General features: G+C 61.4%; 12 protein-coding genes. 5 read left to right on the forward strand and 7 right to left on the reverse strand.

Annotated features, from left to right (window positions below; translation table 11 throughout):
• Positions 1-28: 28 nt before the first annotated feature.
• The 3 genes from BLW08_RS08495 to BLW08_RS08505 form a co-directional block, all read right to left on the reverse strand.
• Entirely contained in the window at positions 29-871 is an 843-nt protein-coding gene (locus tag BLW08_RS08495) for a pyruvate, water dikinase regulatory protein (protein ID WP_091324401.1), read from the reverse strand.
• Positions 872-3,280, reverse strand: a complete 2,409-nt coding sequence (gene ppsA / locus BLW08_RS08500; protein WP_091324403.1) for a phosphoenolpyruvate synthase — start codon at positions 3,278-3,280, stop codon at positions 872-874.
• 216 nt (positions 3,281-3,496) lie between these two features.
• On the reverse strand, positions 3,497-4,435 hold the full coding sequence (locus BLW08_RS08505) for a LysR family transcriptional regulator (protein ID WP_091324404.1): 939 nt from the start codon (positions 4,433-4,435) through the stop codon (positions 3,497-3,499).
• A gap of 240 nt (positions 4,436-4,675) precedes the next feature.
• On the opposite strand from BLW08_RS08505, the gene BLW08_RS08510 reads away from it, so the two are divergent.
• The 3 genes from BLW08_RS08510 (at position 4,676) to BLW08_RS08520 (ending at position 8,533) form a co-directional block, all read left to right on the forward strand.
• Positions 4,676-5,794 carry a PrpF domain-containing protein gene (locus BLW08_RS08510; RefSeq protein ID WP_091324406.1) on the forward strand — a complete coding sequence of 373 codons (1,119 nt, stop codon included), beginning with the start codon at positions 4,676-4,678 and terminating at the stop codon, positions 5,792-5,794.
• Between the two features lie 12 nt (positions 5,795-5,806).
• A complete protein-coding gene (locus tag BLW08_RS08515) occupies positions 5,807-7,252 on the forward strand; it encodes an SLC13 family permease (RefSeq protein WP_091324407.1) in 1,446 nt (481 codons plus the stop codon).
• Positions 7,253-7,837: 585 nt separating this feature from the next.
• Positions 7,838-8,533: an SDR family NAD(P)-dependent oxidoreductase gene (locus tag BLW08_RS08520; protein ID WP_091324408.1), complete on the forward strand. Its 696-nt coding sequence runs from the start codon at positions 7,838-7,840 to the stop codon at positions 8,531-8,533.
• 460 nt (positions 8,534-8,993) lie between these two features.
• Here the strand turns inward: BLW08_RS08520 and BLW08_RS08525 are convergent, their stop codons facing one another.
• Positions 8,994-9,875 (reverse strand): alpha/beta fold hydrolase, encoded by an 882-nt coding sequence (locus BLW08_RS08525; protein ID WP_091324410.1) that lies wholly within the window; start codon positions 9,873-9,875, stop codon positions 8,994-8,996.
• A gap of 118 nt (positions 9,876-9,993) precedes the next feature.
• Here BLW08_RS08525 and BLW08_RS08530 point away from each other — a divergent pair, with 118 nt between their 5' ends.
• The gene (locus tag BLW08_RS08530; protein WP_091324521.1) at positions 9,994-11,865 is read left to right on the forward strand and encodes an AfsR/SARP family transcriptional regulator; all 1,872 of its coding nucleotides are present in this window, start codon (positions 9,994-9,996) and stop codon (positions 11,863-11,865) included.
• 29 nt (positions 11,866-11,894) lie between these two features.
• On the opposite strand, the gene BLW08_RS08535 is transcribed toward BLW08_RS08530, so the two are convergent.
• On the reverse strand, positions 11,895-12,662 hold the full coding sequence (locus tag BLW08_RS08535) for an SDR family NAD(P)-dependent oxidoreductase (protein ID WP_091324412.1): 768 nt from the start codon (positions 12,660-12,662) through the stop codon (positions 11,895-11,897).
• Positions 12,663-12,769: 107 nt separating this feature from the next.
• Here BLW08_RS08535 and BLW08_RS08540 point away from each other — a divergent pair, with 107 nt between their 5' ends.
• Positions 12,770-13,360, forward strand: a complete 591-nt coding sequence (locus BLW08_RS08540; RefSeq protein WP_091324414.1) for a TetR/AcrR family transcriptional regulator — start codon at positions 12,770-12,772, stop codon at positions 13,358-13,360.
• 108 nt (positions 13,361-13,468) lie between these two features.
• On the opposite strand, the gene BLW08_RS08545 is transcribed toward BLW08_RS08540, so the two are convergent.
• Together BLW08_RS08545 and BLW08_RS08550 are read right to left on the reverse strand one after the other, a co-directional pair.
• Positions 13,469-15,217: a CocE/NonD family hydrolase gene (locus tag BLW08_RS08545; protein WP_091324415.1), complete on the reverse strand. Its 1,749-nt coding sequence runs from the start codon at positions 15,215-15,217 to the stop codon at positions 13,469-13,471.
• Between the two features lie 4 nt (positions 15,218-15,221).
• Positions 15,222-16,556, reverse strand: coding sequence for an MFS transporter (locus BLW08_RS08550; RefSeq protein ID WP_091324417.1), 1,335 nt, complete (start codon positions 16,554-16,556; stop codon positions 15,222-15,224).
• Positions 16,557-16,566 lie beyond the last annotated feature (10 nt).

Consider the following 16,566-nt stretch of genomic DNA (forward strand, 5'->3'; position numbering starts at 1 on the left):
ACACAGGAACCGGGTTCGGCGTCGCCGCTCAGTGGTGCAGCCGCATGCGTTGGAGCACGGTGGCCGATATTTCTTCCACGGACATGGACGCGGAGTTGACGTAAGGGATGTTGTTGGCCCGGTACATGTCCTCGGCGTTGCGCAGCTCAAAGGTGCACTGGTTCAGCGAGGCGTAGTTGCTTCCCGGCCGGCGTTCCTGCCGGATTTGGCTGAGGCGGACGGGCTGGGAGGTCAGCCCGAAACATTTGTTCGCGAAGGGCAGCAAGGGTTTCGGGAGGGTCATGGTGTCAAAGTCTTCCTCTACCAGGGGGAAGTTGGCGGCGAGGATGCCGTGCTGCAGGGCCAGGTACATGGTGGTGGGCGTTTTCCCGCACCGCGACGGGGCGATGAGTATCAATTCGGCCCGTTCGAGCGCCCGAAGTGACTGACCGTCGTCGTGCTCTATGGCGTATTCGACGGCGGCCATGCGGGATTGGTAGCGGACGGCGTCGCCCACGCCGTGGGCCTGGCCGGGTTTGCCGTTGGCCTGCGCACCAAGGGTTTGTTCGAGTTGTCCGATGTGGGCTCCGAACAAGTCGAAGAACTGCCCGCGGCTCCGGGAAAGGATCGCCCGGATGTCCTGCCCTACAGCAGTGGAAAAGATGACCGGCAGGGATCCGCTGTCCGCGACCCGATCGATCAGTGCCACTACCTCGCGCGCTTGCTCGACGGTGGTGATGAACGGGATGGTGCGCCGTTCCAGCCGCTGGCCCGGGAACTGCGTCAGCAGCGTATTGCCGAGCGTTTCAGCCGTGATCCCCGTGCTGTCGGAAAGGAAGAACACCGTGGGGGCAGGCGCGGAGCCTGCCCCCACGGTAATGTGGTCTGCCATTTAGGCGGTGGTGCTGGTGGTACGTGTGGTGCGGGCCAGGCGCAGCCAGGTCTCGGTCACGGCATCGGGATTCAGCGAAATCGAACTGATGCCCTGTCCGAGCAGCCACTCAGCGAAGTCCGGGTGGTCGCTGGGACCCTGGCCGCAGATCCCCACATAGCGGCCCTTGGCGCGGCACGCCGTGATCGCCATCTCCAGCAGCTTGGTCACAGCCGGATTCCGCTCATCGAAGCCTTCAGCAACCAGGGCAGAGTCGCGGTCCAGTCCCAGGGTGAGCTGGGTGAGGTCGTTGGAGCCGATGGAGAACCCATCGAAATACTCCAGGAACTCATCGGCCAGAAGTGCGTTGGCCGGAAGTTCGCACATCATCACTATCTCCAGCCCGTCCTCTCCGCGGCGGAGCCCGTTGGCGGCGAGGAGTTCGGTCACGCCGCGGGCCTCGTCCAAGGTCCGTACGAACGGGACCATGAGTTTGATGTTGCTCAGGCCCATCTCGTTGCGGACGTACTTCAAGGCTTCGCATTCGAGTTCGAACGCCTGACGGAACGAGGATGACAGGTACCGGGACGCGCCACGGTACCCGATCATCGGGTTCTCCTCCTCCGGTTCGAAAGCCGGACCACCGATGAGGTTTGCGTACTCATTGGACTTGAAGTCCGAGAGCCGGATGATGACCGGTTCCGGTGCGAACGCCGCGGCAATGGTGGCGATGCCTTCGGCCAGGCGGCGGACATAATAATCGCGGGGACCGTCATAGGCGGCGGTCTTTTCCTGGATCTGCCGGACAGTGTAGTCATCCAAGGCAGCCGGACGCTCGATCTCACCTGCCACCGCCAACAAGGCGTTGGGGTGTACGCCGATCTGCCGGTTGATGATGAACTCCAGGCGGGCCAGGCCCACGCCATGGTTGGGGAGCTTGGAGAAGCTGAACGCCTGTTCCGGGGTTCCCACGTTCATCATGATCTTCACCGGAGCTTCCGGCATGGTCTCCACACTGGTCTCGTGCAAGGAGTACTCGAGCAAACCCTCATAGACCAGCCCGGCCTCGCCCTCCGCGCAGGACACCGTGACCGGGGCCCCGTCTTTGAGGATCTGGGACGCGTACCCGGTACCGACAACGGCGGGGATTCCCAACTCCCGGGCAATGATGGCTGCGTGGCAGGTCCGTCCGCCACGGTCAGTGACAATAGCGGCGGCCTTCTTCATGATCGGTTCCCAGTCCGGATCCGTCATGTTCGCCACCAGGACATCGCCCTCCTGGAAGGATGCCATCTGATCGATCGAGGACAGCACCCGGACCTGTCCGGCACCGATCCGCTGACCGATCGCCCGGCCTTCCACCAGCACCGTGGAACGTTCCGCGAGGGTGTACCGGGACGTGGTACCCGCAGCTTTACGGGACTCGACGGTTTCCGGGCGGGCCTGAAGAATGTACAGCTCACCATCCACACCGTCCTTGCCCCACTCAATATCCATCGGACGGCCATAATGTGCCTCGATGGCTACTGCGTGCCGGGCGAGCTCCTGGACTTCGGCATCGTTCAGGCTGAAACGGCTCCGCAACTCCTGCGCCACCGGAACGAAGTCAACGGTCCGGCCAACTTCCACCGAATCCGTGTAGACCATCTGCACGGCCTTCTCCCCCAGACCGCGCTTGAGCACGGCCGGCCGCCCTGCTGCCAGTGCTGGCTTGTAGACATAGAACTCATCAGGGTTCACAGCACCCTGCACCACGGCCTCCCCCAGCCCATACGAGGACGTGATGAACACAGCGTCAGTGAAGCCAGTTTCGGTGTCCATGGTGAACATCACCCCGGAAGCGCCGACGTCGGAACGCACCATGCGCTGAATACCGGCCGAAAGCGCCACTTCAGAATGGGTGAAGCCGTGATGTACCCGGTAGGCAATGGCCCGGTCGTTATACAAGGAAGCGAAGACGTCCTTGATGGCGAGCAAGATGTTGTCGATGCCGCGGATGTTCAGGAACGTCTCCTGCTGACCGGCGAATGAGGCGTCCGGAAGGTCCTCGGCCGTGGCGCTGGAACGCACGGCCCACGACACGTCCCCGCCGTGCTCCCGCGTGAGGCGCTCATAAGCGGTCCGGATGTCTTCTTCGAATCCGGCCGGGAACGGTGTGTCGCGGATCAGGTGACGGATTTCCTGGCCCACCTTGGCCAAAGCGGTGACATCGCTGCTGTCCAGGCCTTCCAGGATGCCTTCGATCCGGGCATCCAACCCGGACTCCGCCAGAAAGCGCCGGTAAGCGTCCGCCGTCGTCGCGAATCCGCCAGGAACTTTCACACCGGCAGAGGCGAGATTCCGGACCATTTCGCCGAGTGATGCATTTTTGCCGCCAACCTGGTCAAGGTCGGACAAGCCAAGCTCAGAAAACCAAAGAACGTTAGTCATAAATTGTGTCCTCCATTGGGCACGCTCTGACAAGCGCTAAAAAACTAGGTCATGCAAGGATCAAGGCTCAAGCTCAGTGGAAGCAAATAGATGTGACTGGCGCAACATATGCGCGATGTAACGAAAGGTCATCAAGGGCATGGAGCGCAGACCGGGGGTGTATGAGGGGTCAGGGTGGTTCCCCAATATCAGGTTTGCCTGCAGCAGCACTCGGTCCTAGAGGTAGTCTCCGCCATGTTCGCGGGCAATCTCCAGAAGGGTTGAATGGAAGGCTACCTCTGCGGGCGCATACACCTTGTCCTGGCGCTGGGCCAGAAGAACCCGTCGCCGGGGTGCGTCAGCGCCGAGGCTTAGGGTCCTTACATCCGGGTGCTGCAGGGCCACTGCTGTCTTGGGGACCATCGCCACACCCATCCCGACGCTGACCATGGCTTGGGCCTCTTGGTAATCGTTGGCCAGGAAACCTATGTTCGGTTCGAAGCCGGCGTCGTGAGCGGATCGTTGAAGTACCTCAACCACTGGGTGGGCCTCCGCACGGACTATCCATGACTCCTTTCGGAGGTCTTTCATGGAGACTTCATCACGATCTGCCAAGGGGTGCCCCTTGGCCACGAGGATCACCGTGCTCTCCTGGAAGACTTCAGTGATGCGAATGGATTCGTCGTTGAACCGGTTCCACGGGTAGTCCCAGAGCAAGCACAGCCCGGTCACTCCGGATTCCAGGTCCGAGACGAGTTCGTCAAAGCGGGCGCTGCGCACTGACAAGGCAATAGCGGGGTAGCGCTTCTTGAACGCGCGGATCACCAGCGGCAAAAAGGAACCGGCCAGCGTGGGGAACGTCCCCACGGTCAACGAGCCGCGGTTCAAACCGGCGATCTGACCCAGGTCGGACCGGGCCGCACGCATCTGCCCGACGATCTTTCGCGCGTGTCCTGCCAAGACCTGACCGGCCTCAGTGGGAACCACACCGCGGGACCGGCGATTGAGGAGAGGTTGCCCTACCTCCTGCTCCAGCTTTCGGAGCTGCTGGGAGACGGCGGAGGGTGAGTACATCATGATGTCGGCCGCGGCCGTGATGGATCCTTGCTCAACCACCTCCACCAGAAGGGCGAGCCGCCGAATATCAAAAAGATTCAGATTCTCATCGTTAAGCACTGCTACACCCTTCCCTATATTTGGTTCATTCTACGCATCCTCACCACCTTTAGAGCGCTCTGGGGCGTCGCTACCATCAGTTCAGCAATCTGCAACCATATTCCCACCCGCTTTTGGCAATGAATGAAGTATCCCTAAACTCCCCCTCATATTTTGAACATTGTCTTCATATGTGATCCGCATCATCCTCGTAACAGGCACAAGAAATTTGCACGATGCCACGAGAGGCAAGGAAGCACAATGAAGATCGAAGCTGAATGGATGCGCGGAGGCACCAGCAAATGCTGGGTCTTTGAAACTGAAGACCTGAACAGGGCCAGCGTCAATCTGGACGACCTCCTGCCCCGGCTCTTCGGAAGTCCCGATTCCCGGCAGATCGATGGCGTAGGCGGCGCTACTTCAACCACCAGCAAGGCAATGATCCTTCGCCGCCCGGAGGACCATGGCGTGGATGTCGAGTTCACTTTCGCCCAGGTGGGCATCGAAGAAGCCGCGGTTGACTGGGGCAGCAACTGCGGGAACTGCTCTGCGGTTGTGGGTCTCTACGCCATCGAGAAAGGGTGGGTAGTTCCTGACGGCGATTCCACCCGGATCGTCACGCGGAACACCAACACCGGTCAGATCATCATTCAACGGGTTGCAACTCCCGCAGGCGCCCTGCCGATCGCACCGAACGCGCAGATGCCCGGCGTCGTTTTTCCCGGCTATAAAGTGGGGCTCGGCTTCCAGAATCCGGCAGGCAAGACCACCGGGCAGTTGCTGCCCACGGGCGCAGCAACCGACACGATGGTGGCCGGAGGAACACGCTGGACTGTTTCGATGGTGGACGCCGGCGCGCCAGTTGTCATGGTGCGGGCTGAGGAACTTGGACTGGACACTGCCCGCTACGAGACGTGGAAAGCCGGAGTTGAACTGCAACTGGACACCCTGGACGTCATTCGCCGCCAGGCAGCAGTCCGAATGGGTATGGCTGCAACTCCCGCTCAAGCCGCGCGGGCCGTTCCCAAGCTTGCAATCGTCGGCCCGCCCGAAGGGCCCGACGCCGAGGCCGACGTCAACGTCATGATGCTCTCCATGGGTAAACCGCATCCCGCCCTGGCGATCACCGGCAGCATCGCGCTGACGCTGGCTGCCCGCACGCCCGGCACGGTGCTGAACACCATCACTGGCAACACATCCGAAGCAGTCCTGAAGCTCAGGACCCCTGCCGGTGTCATCGAAACCTGGAGCGAAGGACATGAAGGATCCCTACTGGTGGGGGTCGACCGAACAGCGCGCACCATCGCTTCAAGCATCATTCACCTCCCGGAGACTCTCGGCAACGTCGTCGAAGCCTCACTAGCAACAGCCACTCGATGAGGAGAAAACACCATGGCTAAGACTATTTTCAAACCAGCTCCCGAGGCCGAGAGCGAGATCCGGGAACAGGGTTCCCAGCGCACCAACAACCGCCGCCGTATCCTGCTGATAACGGTTGCCGCTTCTGTCATTCTGGGTCTGGTCGCCATCCTGTTCGGGGGTGCCATCTTCAACCCGGCGGCTACCCCGGAATCGGAGCCGACCATGACCGCCACCCAAATCATCCCGCTGGTAATCCTCGTGGTGATGTTCGTCGTCGCCACCAAATGGCCACTGAACATCGGTGTTATGGGACTCGTGGCTTCCTTCGGCGTCGGCTACTTCATGCTCGGCATGACCGATAAGGAAATCCTGGCCGACTTCCCCGCCAACATCGTGATCACGATCATCGGCGTCACCTACTTCTTCAGCATGGCCCAGCGCAACGGGACCATCGACATCATCGTCCAGAACTGTGTCCGGCTGGTGCGGGGCAAGACCCTGCTTCTGCCGTGGGTCTTCTTCCTTCTGGCAGCGTCCCTCACAGCATTGGGCACCTTCTCACCCGCCGCCGTCGCACTGCTGGCACCTGCCGCTATAGGCCTGGCCTACGAATCACGGATCCACCCCGTCCTGATGGGCGCCTTCATCATCAACGGCGCCCACGCCGGAGGCTTCTCCCCGCTCTCCGTGGCTGGAGTCCTGGTACATGACATCGCGGTGAAGAACGGCTTTCCGATCTCCCAGGGCGCACTTTTCGCGGCGAGCTTTGCCCTCAATCTGATCCTGTCGGTGCTCACAGTGGTGCTGTTCGCTCTCCTGGGTAAGCTTCGCGACGGCGCTGGCGGCCAGCACGCCGACCTCGAGACGCGCACCACCCGGCCGCATGGCCAGCAGATCCTCACCCTTGCGCTGATCGTTGCCATGCTGGTTTGCGCCCTGGGATTCCACATGCCCATCGGTTTCGTAGCCCTCTCTGCCGGACTTTTGCTGGCGCTGGTCAACATCAAGGAACACCGGACCTTCATCGGCGGTGTCTCCTGGTCCACCGTGCTGCTTGTGGCCGGCATGATCACGTACGTTTCCCTGCTCCAGCACGTGGGGGTCATCGATACCCTCGCTGAGCAGGCATTGGCACTTGGAGCACCGCTCCTCATCGCCCTTGTGCTCTGCTACGTCATCGGCGTCGGCTCAGCCTTCGCCTCCTCCACCGCACTGCTGACGGCCTTCATCCCGTTGGCCGGTCCTCTCCTGGCAACGAGCTCGCTGAGTGCATCGGGAACAGTGGCTGCCCTCGCCATCGCCGCAACCGTTGTGGATGTATCCCCCTTCTCCACAGACGGTGCCTTGGTGGTAGCCAACGCCCGCGAGGACGACCGGCAGCGTGTCTACAAGCAGTTGATGATGTACGCGGGCGGAGTAGTCCTGGTGGCACCCGCACTCGCCTGGGCCTTGTTGGTACCAACCGGCGTCATGTAAGCCTCACGGCCAAAAAAAACTGCCGGCATCATTGATCGGCCGGCGCGGGGAATGCGCCTTGCACACCTATCGCAACAGGTAGCCCGAGAGACGGGCGCAAAAGCGCAAATCCCACATACCTCCTGCAGGGCAGCCACGCCGGCGGCCCTGCAGGGGGTATTTTCTGGCGGGGGTACGCGTCCTCCGGCCGCGGAGGAGCACTGGCGATTTCGGGAAGCCATGACGCTGACGACGTCGGCTTCCGCCCTTACACCCCGACGGAGCCTTCTTCGAGCAGCTGTGATAAGTGGTTCATTAATCGCCGACCATGCGGGCTGTGGCTTGAGATTATTCGCGAAGAGAATCCCTTGCAGGAATTCAAGACGGCGATGCAAGACCTCAAGGATCAAGGCTGGGAACTGGGAAACTAGGCGGACGCCCGGGATCACAGCAGTTCAGTCGAAATCTGTAAGAAGAGTGTGAAATAGGTCGCGTACTCCGCGTTTCACAACGCAATGGGCGTTCCAGAGTGAGCCGGAAGATTCCCGAAGTGACCGCTTTAAAAGGAGTCCAGAGGCGGCTCTCGCCCGGGGCGAACACCCCCGGATGGCAGTGGCCGGGCACGACACGAACGGCAACCAAGAGCAAGTAGTGCGTTCAATCGAGTCAATGGGCGGCACCGCTATCTCCTTGGCGGGAGACCTCGGCGACCCGGAGGTGCCCGGCAAATTGGTCGACGCCGCGGTGGCTGAGTTCGGGGGGCTGGACGCACTGATCGCCAATGCGGGTATTGCCAATCCTGGAGCGATCTGCGATGTGTCCATCGAGGACTGGGACCACATGTTTTCCGTCAATCTTCGCGGCGCGTGGCTCCTTGCCAAAGCCAGCCACCCGCACCTGCGGCCGAGCCGGGGTGCCGCCTGCTTCACCTCGTCAATGTCAGGTCAGATCCCCCACGCCGGATCAGGCGCCTACAGCCCCAGCAAAGCTGCGTTGACAATGCTTGCCCAAACACTCGCCCTGGAATGGGCGCCTGAAGGAATTCGCGTCAACGTTGTCTCCCCCGGCATGACTCACACCCGAATGACCGAAAAGATGTACGCGGATCCCCACATCAAGAAGGCAAGGGAAAACATTATCCCCTTGGGACGAATTGGAGATCCCATGGACATTGCGAATGTCATTGAGTTCCTTGTAAGCCCGCTGGCCGGCTACGTCACCGGGCAAGACATTTGTGTTGATGGCGGCTTCACAAAGTCCATCCTGAGCCATATTCCGGGACGGCCAAGCTCCAGGTCCTGAGGCATTGGGGCGCCGAGGAGCAGAAGGCTTGCCGATCAAAATCCACTCATCCCCACACAAATGCACTTAAAGGAGGCGCCGTGTAAAGGAGGCGCCGTGTTCATGGCATAGAACATCGTGGATGGCACGGAATGGACCGCCGCTGAGTTTGCGGTTCTTCTTCCACCAGAACAAAAACTGGCCCGGCAGGAACTAGCCTGCCTGTCTTGTGACGGCCCCGCCGTTTTTCGGGCAGGACCGAAGCGTCGGCCGTCGTTCGCCGCGCAGCACCAGCATGGATGCCAATTAAATGCGCCAGCGTGGAGCGCTTTCAAATACTTGGCCGGCCAGGGATACGCCCCAGCCTGAATGCCGGACAGCAATAGATCGAACGTCACCATCGAGTGCAGGAGTTGAGGCAAGGCGCCCTGACGCAGCCGCGTTGACGTGGAACATGCGATCAACGCGGCTGCCGGTGCGATTAGCGCTTCATGAGCTCACGTAGCGCCGTTGTGACGGACTCGGGATCCTCCTCTGCCATGAAATGCCCGGCATCTAGCGTCCGGTGTTCAAGGTCAGACGCCCACTTGCTCCAGAGCGCGGCGGCGTCGTACCCGAGGACTGCGCCCCAGTCTTGTTGTATGACGGTGACGGGCATGCCCAAAGTATGGCCTGATTCCCTGTCTGCGCGGTCGTGCTCGACGTCAATGCCGGCTGATGCCCGGTAGTCGGCAACGATGGAAGGCACGGCATTCGCTGATGCTGACAGGTAGTGGTGCCGGTAGTCGGCGGGAATGGCTTCGGGATTGGAGGTCCATCCGTCCAGGAAGGACGCGAAGAATGTATCGGCGGTCGCTTCAATCATGGGCTCCGCGACGCCGGCCGGCTGGGCCATCAGGTACAGATGCCACGCGACTTTTGCGTCTGCCCCGTGAAGAATGTCCCACATATCCAGCGTCGGCAGGACATCCAATGTCAACAGATGGCTCACATTGTCGGGGTGATCAAGGCCCGCCCGGATTGCGACCAAGGCGCCGCGATCGTGGCCTGCCAAGGCAAATCGTTCGTGGCCGAGTGCTCGGGCAACGGCGACCACATCCGCTGCCATGGTCCTCTTTGAGTAGGTGTGCTCGTTGGATTCTTTCGGTTTGTCACTATCGCCGTAACCGCGCAGGTCGGGAACAATCACCGTGTGGTCTGCTGCCAGCTTCGCGGCAACATGGCGCCACATGTGATGTGTCTGCGGGAAGCCGTGCAGGAGCACTACAGCAGGTCCGCTTCCGACGACGGCGACGTTGAGTTCTACGTGCGGCGCTGCAGGGACGCGGTAGTAGCTTGCTTCAGGGAGCAATTTCAGGGACATGATGTCTCCGTTCCTTGTTGGTGTCTCCACTTTCCCGTGGGCGAATCAGTGCTGAATCAGTGGGGCGCCGCTTCCGCCCGACATGAGGCACGGCGCGCACTTTGATTACGATGAATTCGTGAGCTGCCCTCAATTCCGCGTCCTCGGTCCTATCCAGGTAACTGTTGACGGTGTAGTGCGGCAGTTGTCCAAGCGACGGCACCGGGAGATCGTTGGGATACTTCTTTCTCTCCGGGGCGGGGTAATCTCCACCCAAGACCTCATCGCGGAACTCTGGGATGACGCACCCCCGGCTGGTGCGGTGGGAGCCGTCCGAACGTTTGTCGGTGAGCTTCGCCAAATCATTGAACCGAATCGTCTGCCGCGGACTCCGGCCAAAGTCGTGGTAACTGTCGGCGATGGCTACTCATTGAGGTTGAGTGCCGACGCCGTTGATGCATGGCGCTTCGAAGCTGCCGTGGAATCAGCGGTAACGGCCCCGCCGGAGAAAGCCGATTCGTTGCTTTCGGCCGCGTTGGCTGAATGGCGAGGGGAGGCTTTCGAAGAGTTCGCTGAGCGGCCGTGGTCGCATTCCGTGAGAACAAGATTGGGCGACCTGCGGTGCTCTGCCGTTGAGCGCTGCGCAAACGCACGGCTCGCCGCTGGACGGGCGCACGAGGCCGTGCCACTGCTCGAAGGGCAGGTAACGGCCGCGCCGTGGCGTGAAGAAGGGTGGGCGTTGTTGGCCTTGGCTCTCTACCGCAGCCAGCGGCAAGGGGACGCCTTGGCGGTACTGCGCACTGCGAGGAAGCGCCTCAGACGTGATCTGGGGGTCGATCCCGGCCCGGCGCTTTCAGCTCTGGAGATTCAGATCCTGCGGCGGGACCCGAGCCTGGAGTTGCCCGAACCGACGGGGTTGGGCATGACGGCAGCCGCCTATTCCCGGAGTGGCACCCGGGCTCAACTCGAGGCTTCGAACGCGGTGCTGGGCAGCCTTGCGGTCACGGGTGACGTGGAGACTGCCCAGACACAGCGAATCGCCACGATTCGCGCGGCACAGTCGGCCGACGATGCCGAACTTACTGCCCGGATCATTGGCGGTTATGACATTCCGGGAATATGGACGCGCTCCGACAACCGGGAGGCCGCAGAAGTCGTTGTTGCAGCTGCTGAACATGCACTCGCTTCAGCCGCGCGAATCTCTGACAGGACACGCGCCCGCCTGCTGGCCACCATCGCCATGGAATCACGCGGCACAGCCCACCGGCAGGCCGAAGCCCAAGAAGCAGAATCAATTGCCACGCGCCTCGGCGACGAACAACTTCATTGCTTCGCCCTCAGCGCCCGATTCATGCAGGAGTTCCACAGGACAGGCTTGGCAAAGGAGCGCGCTGACATCGGCGCCCAGCTGACAGCTCTAGCCATAAGCGCCGACTCACCCACCTTCGAAATCAATGGCCGCCTCATCCGCATGCAGGCCCTCTGCGCTCTGGACGACATCCCTGCGGCCAACGCCGAAGCCGACGCCGTGGACGAACTCGCCGCACGACACGAAAGACCGCTCGCAGCAGTATTTACCGGCCGGTTTAGGTCGGCTTTCATCGAAGACACCGACCCTCCACTGCCAGATGCAATGCCCGGCTTCACTCATGGCCTGGCGGCTTTGACCAGATTCACCCGAGAGATGCACCAGGGATCGCACCTAAGTGACGGCGACTTCGGGCCCTATGAGCCATGGGTCCGGCCACTACTCATGCTGCGGGCAAACCGACGTCAGGACGCCATCCAGGCCCTCCGGACTTTGCCCCTTCCTCCCAACGACCTCTTGCTCGAGGTCATGTGGTGCGTTATTGCTCAAACCGCCGTAGAGCTTGGCGACACCGCGACCATTCAGCGGACTTTTTCCGCCCTTGCTCCGGCCGGTGGAGAACGAGCCGCGGGTAGCGGTGTTGTAGACCTCGGCAGCGTAAAGAGGTTCCTGGAACTGCTCGAGGCTGCTCAAACAGACTAGGAGTCCAGCACCTTCCGCGAACCGCTGCTTTACAGAAGGGCTCCGCCGGAGACTTCGATGCGTTCGGCAGTAATCCAACGCATGTCATCGCTGACGAGTGAGGCGATGGCATCCCCGATTTCTTCCGGGTGGCCCACCCGTCCGAGTGCTGTCTGGGAGGCGAGCACCTTCCGAAGCTCGTTGTTGTCCCGCATGGCTCCTCCGTTGAAGTCAGTAGCGCTAGGGCCCGGGGCAACCGCGTTGATGCGGATCTTCCGTGGCCCTAATTCCAGGGCGAGACTCCTAGACAGAGCTTCCACCGCCGCTTTCGAGGCGGAGTAGGCCGACGTTCCCGGGCTGGCATGGCGGGTCAGTGACGTTGAGACGTTGATGATCCGGCCTCCGTCGGACATGAGGGGCACGAGTGTTTTGATCAGGAAGAACGTTCCTTTGAAATTGGTCCCGACAACTGCGTCAAAGCTTTCTTCTGTGGTCTCTTCAAGAGTGCCGAACATTCCGACTCCGGCATTGTTGACGAGTACATCCAACGATTCCCGGTCCCAGCGTGACCGCAGAGTTTCCTGCAACCCATCGGAGAAGCCTGGTAACGTCCCGATGTCCGTTATGTCCAGCGGTACTGCTATGGCGTCGCTTCCCGCGGACCGAATCTCATCGACGACGGCAGCTGCGGCTTCTGACCCGCTACGGTAAGTCACTACGATTTTCGCGCCCTTGGACGCTAGAGCCAGCGCGGTACTGCGGCCCAGTCCCCTGTTTCCACCCGTCACCAGCGCAACAGTGTTCTTCATTGTCTTCATTGTCTTCCTCATTTCAGCTAGACCTCATGCAATAAGTAAGTAAGTAAGTATTTACTTTTATAGTAGAGATGAGATCGTAAGTAGGCAAGCAACAGGAAGGAAAGTCCATGGCACAACGCGACGCGGGGGCAACGAAAGCCCGGATCCTTGAAGCGGCCGTGGAGGAATTTGCCAAGCATGGCCACGCCGGAGGGCGAATTGAGCGAATCTCCGCAAGCTCCGGCACTAACGTCCGCATGATTTACGCATACTTTGGCGGCAAGAGCGGACTGTTTGATGAGGCGTTAGCCGCCTCTCTTGGCGCCATGGCAGCGGCGGTCCCTCCTCGCCCCGAAGACCTTCCCGGGTGGGCCGGCGACCTCTTCGACTATCACCAGCGTGACCCCTCTGCACTTCGCATCAGCTTGTGGGCTCAGCTGGAGCGTCCCGAGGCGGCATCCGAACCCCTGCAGAGTTACTTGGACAAGACCTCGATGCTTTCCGGGACGCCCGTGGGGTCGTTGAATGCCGTCGACCTGCTAGTGGTGATATATGCGGTCGCGCAGGCGTGGCAGCTGGCCCCGGCCGGTCTGCTGAAAGCGATTTACGCAGATCCCAGCAGCGCAGAAGCCGTAGCCTCCCAGCGGCAGGCAGTCATAGACACAGTCAGGCGCATCACCACTCCAGAGTCTGCCGCGCCCGGAAATTCGTCCGGGTAGAGACTTCCACGGCCTCGACGCAGGACGGCCCCCCGCATCTGGGAGGACCGTCCATCGGTTGGCTAAGCCTTAGCTCAGCTACGGCGATACGCATGAGCGAGAGTGCGCCTAGGAGCCCCTCGACATTGTGCCGAGCGTAATCCTGCTCGGAGTTTCCGCCCCGAATATGATGCGCTGGTGGGCTGTTACCGTTTCGGACGAGTCCGCGGCCCGGAGGCCGGTGTTCAGGTTCCTGTCCCAGCGAGGGTGGCAACTCGACGTGACTTGAATCCTGATCCTGTCTCCTGCGTTGAACGTGCAGGCTGTTGACCAGAGGTTGATAACGAACTCTTCAGTCTGGCCCGGGACCAGCGGCTTCCGGCCCGGCCCCGCACGGAAGACTCCGTCGCCGCTGCAAGCGTCCCGCCACGATGCACGGACGATTCCGTCGGACAGTCCAATGGAGAGGCCGTCCGGGGTGACCCGGCATAGGCGGACAACGAAGTCAGTATCCACGGCACTTGAGCTCGCAAACAACGTGGCTGATACTTCCCCGAAAACCGTCACTGGTTCTTCCAGTGGCGACGTCGTAAAGGTCAGCACATCATCGCGGCTCTCCACCGCGGCTTGATCCGCAGGCCCGGCCAGGTCAGCCCCAAGGTGCATGGTCGCTCCCCCGGTGGTCGGAACGGGATCGAGCGGGTCATAGTGGTATGACACTGCTCCAGTCGCTCCTGGCGTCTCCCCAAGCGAACCTTCAGGACCCAGGAACAGGTCAAGCTGAGTGTCGGGTTCAGGCAGTTCATCGAATGCACGCCATCGGTTCTCGCCCATGACGTAGACAAGGACGCCGGGCAGGTGTGGGTCCGGCGCGTCGTTGAGAACGTGGTCGAACCAACGGGCATGAATCGACGACAGGTCTCCCAGTCCATTGACGGCCATTGATGAGGCAAGGGCGCCGAACGCCACGTCGGGGTAGGTGGCCGTGAAGTTGGTGTGACTCCATGGACCCACAATGAGCTGGGGACGCAGAGCCTGTCCTTCACGGGACGCATCCAGTTGCAGCCGGTACTGCTCCAAGGTGTTCGGCAGGAAGATATCGAACCATCCGCCGATGTGGAGCGTTGGCAGCGGGACAGGCCCGGCCGCTGGACTGTCCCAGGCAAGCGAGAGTTCCCCTCCGGGTTCCTCACTTGCCGAGGGAAGGATCACGGACTGCAAGAACCCGTTGGCCCGGGACTTCACATCGTTGATCGGGAGGGCTGCGTATGCCGAGCCGTCCGCGAAACCGGCATCCAACTCCGCCCAAATCTCGAGCTCGCGAGCCAGACGGGCAGGGTCCCCTGCACATTCACGGCGTATCTCCTCGAGGGCGATCGATCCGTGTCCCCACGCTAGCCGGCTCCCTAATTCAAAAGCGCCGCCACGGAAGAGTGCCCCGTTGTCCGCGTTTCCAGCAGCACAGATTCCCGGCGCCAGAGCCGCAAGGCCCCGAGGTCGACGGCGGGCGGCCCGCCACTGCGTTTCGGCGAAATAAGAGCGTCCCCACATCCCCACGCGCCCGGAGGAATATGGCAGGTCCGCGGCCCACTCAACTGTTTGGGCGCCGTCGTCCGCTTCATGCTCTCCCGGCACGAAGGTGCCATCAGAACCATGGCGTCCCCGTACGTCCTGCAGGATGACTGCGAAACCATGGGCTGCGACAGTGGCCGGATTGAAGTATGCGGAGTTCACTGCGAGGTCCCGGCCGTAAGGCGTTCGGGTGAGCAGGACCGGAAACCGGCCCGGGGTGTCCGGGCGGTACACGGTGGAACGGAGAATGACGCCGTCACTTAGTTGGGTCTGGACATCGTTTTCGATAATGACTTGGTGCTTCATGGTTTCAGTCCGCCTTCTTGCCAAGGTCCTCAGTGGCCGTCCGGTAGGTTTCGCGAACAAACACCAGAGCCACTAACGCCGAGACGAGACAGCACGCCGCGGTGAAAACTGCCACGGGGAGCCACCCATCGGGACCGGGCCGGACAATGGCTGCGGCGATAGCCGGGGCAAACCCGGTCAGGATGAGGCCCAACTGGGATGAGATGGCGGCTCCGGAATAGCGGATACGGGTTTCAAACATCTCCGCCACCATGGCGGGCCCCAGCGGGTTGACCATCCCGTAGCCAACTGACATGAGAACGACCCCGCTGACGAAGACCATCGCAATGTTTGAACTGGAGATGGCCCAGAAATAGGCAAAGACAGCTGCTGCGCAGGTAATATTGCCGGCGATGAACACGGGTTTACGGCCAATGCGATCGGCAAGGATGCCGAAGAGCGGCTGGACGCCCACGCTCAACGCAGCGGTGACGATCGTAACAGCGAGCATGACGCTGGATGGCACCAGCTGTTCTTTCGCTGCATAGGAGAGGCTGAAGGCAGAGAAGATCGACGAGACCACTGCCCACACGCCGAAGGCCATGACCTTCAGAACAGTCCGCCAGTGGTCACGAAGGACAACCTTGGCGGGAAGCTCCAAGGCTTTCGAGTTCTCCACTTCGTGTTTGAACACCTCCGCCTCGGGCAGCTTGCGGCGAATAATGAAGCCGGTCACGGCCACGATGATGCTTGCCAGGAACGGGATGCGCCAGCCCCAGGCAAGCAGATCTTCTTCGGGCATCAAGGAGACGAGAAGGAACGCGAGCGAAGCGAGAGTGATTCCTGCCGCTGCTCCGGTGTTGACCCAGCTGGCGAAGAAGGCGCGCCTGTTTGCCGGTGCGTGCTCGAGGGAGATCGTCACCGCGCCCACTGATTCGCCGGCTGCTGAGATTCCCTGCACCACCCGCAGCAATACCAGGAGAACCGGCGCGAGGGCGCCAATTGCCGCCGTCGGTGGAAGGCAGCCAATCAGAAAGGTTGCGATGCCCATGCTGACCAGCGTGAAAACGAGCATTTGTTTACGGCCAACGCGGTCTCCAAAATGGCCGATGACGCCGGCAGCCAGTGGCCGCACTACGTAGCCAATGCCGATGGTCGCCATGGACAGCAACTGACCCAACGCTGGATCGATGCCTGGGAAGAAAATCTTGTTGAAAACAAGCGCGGACGCTGCGCCGTAGATAAAGAAGTCGTAGTACTCAAGCGTGCTGCCAACAAAGCTGGCGACGGCGGCCTTACGGGCATGCTGCCCCGTGGGCGCCGCAACAGTGGCGGCAGTGCTGATGGGACCTGCGGTCATTGCGGATCTC

This window comes from Arthrobacter sp. cf158 (genome assembly GCF_900106835.1).
Lineage (GTDB): Bacteria > Actinomycetota > Actinomycetes > Actinomycetales > Micrococcaceae > Arthrobacter.

Excerpts from the sequence above, each read along its gene's own strand:
- BLW08_RS08495 (WP_091324401.1), bottom strand. The coding sequence starts at position 871 with ATGGCAGACCACATTACCGTGGGGGCAGGCTCCGCGCCTGCCCCCACG.
- ppsA (WP_091324403.1), bottom strand. The coding sequence starts at position 3,280 with ATGACTAACGTTCTTTGGTTTTCTGAGCTTGGCTTGTCCGACCTTGAC.
- BLW08_RS08510 (WP_091324406.1), top strand. The coding sequence starts at position 4,676 with ATGAAGATCGAAGCTGAATGGATGCGCGGAGGCACCAGCAAATGCTGG.
- BLW08_RS08515 (WP_091324407.1), top strand. The coding sequence starts at position 5,807 with ATGGCTAAGACTATTTTCAAACCAGCTCCCGAGGCCGAGAGCGAGATC.
- BLW08_RS08520 (WP_091324408.1), top strand. The coding sequence starts at position 7,838 with ATGGCAGTGGCCGGGCACGACACGAACGGCAACCAAGAGCAAGTAGTG.
- BLW08_RS08525 (WP_091324410.1), bottom strand. The coding sequence starts at position 9,875 with ATGTCCCTGAAATTGCTCCCTGAAGCAAGCTACTACCGCGTCCCTGCA.
- BLW08_RS08535 (WP_091324412.1), bottom strand. The coding sequence starts at position 12,662 with ATGAAGACAATGAAGAACACTGTTGCGCTGGTGACGGGTGGAAACAGG.
- BLW08_RS08540 (WP_091324414.1), top strand. The coding sequence starts at position 12,770 with ATGGCACAACGCGACGCGGGGGCAACGAAAGCCCGGATCCTTGAAGCG.
- BLW08_RS08545 (WP_091324415.1), bottom strand. The coding sequence starts at position 15,217 with ATGAAGCACCAAGTCATTATCGAAAACGATGTCCAGACCCAACTAAGT.
- BLW08_RS08550 (WP_091324417.1), bottom strand. The coding sequence starts at position 16,556 with ATGACCGCAGGTCCCATCAGCACTGCCGCCACTGTTGCGGCGCCCACG.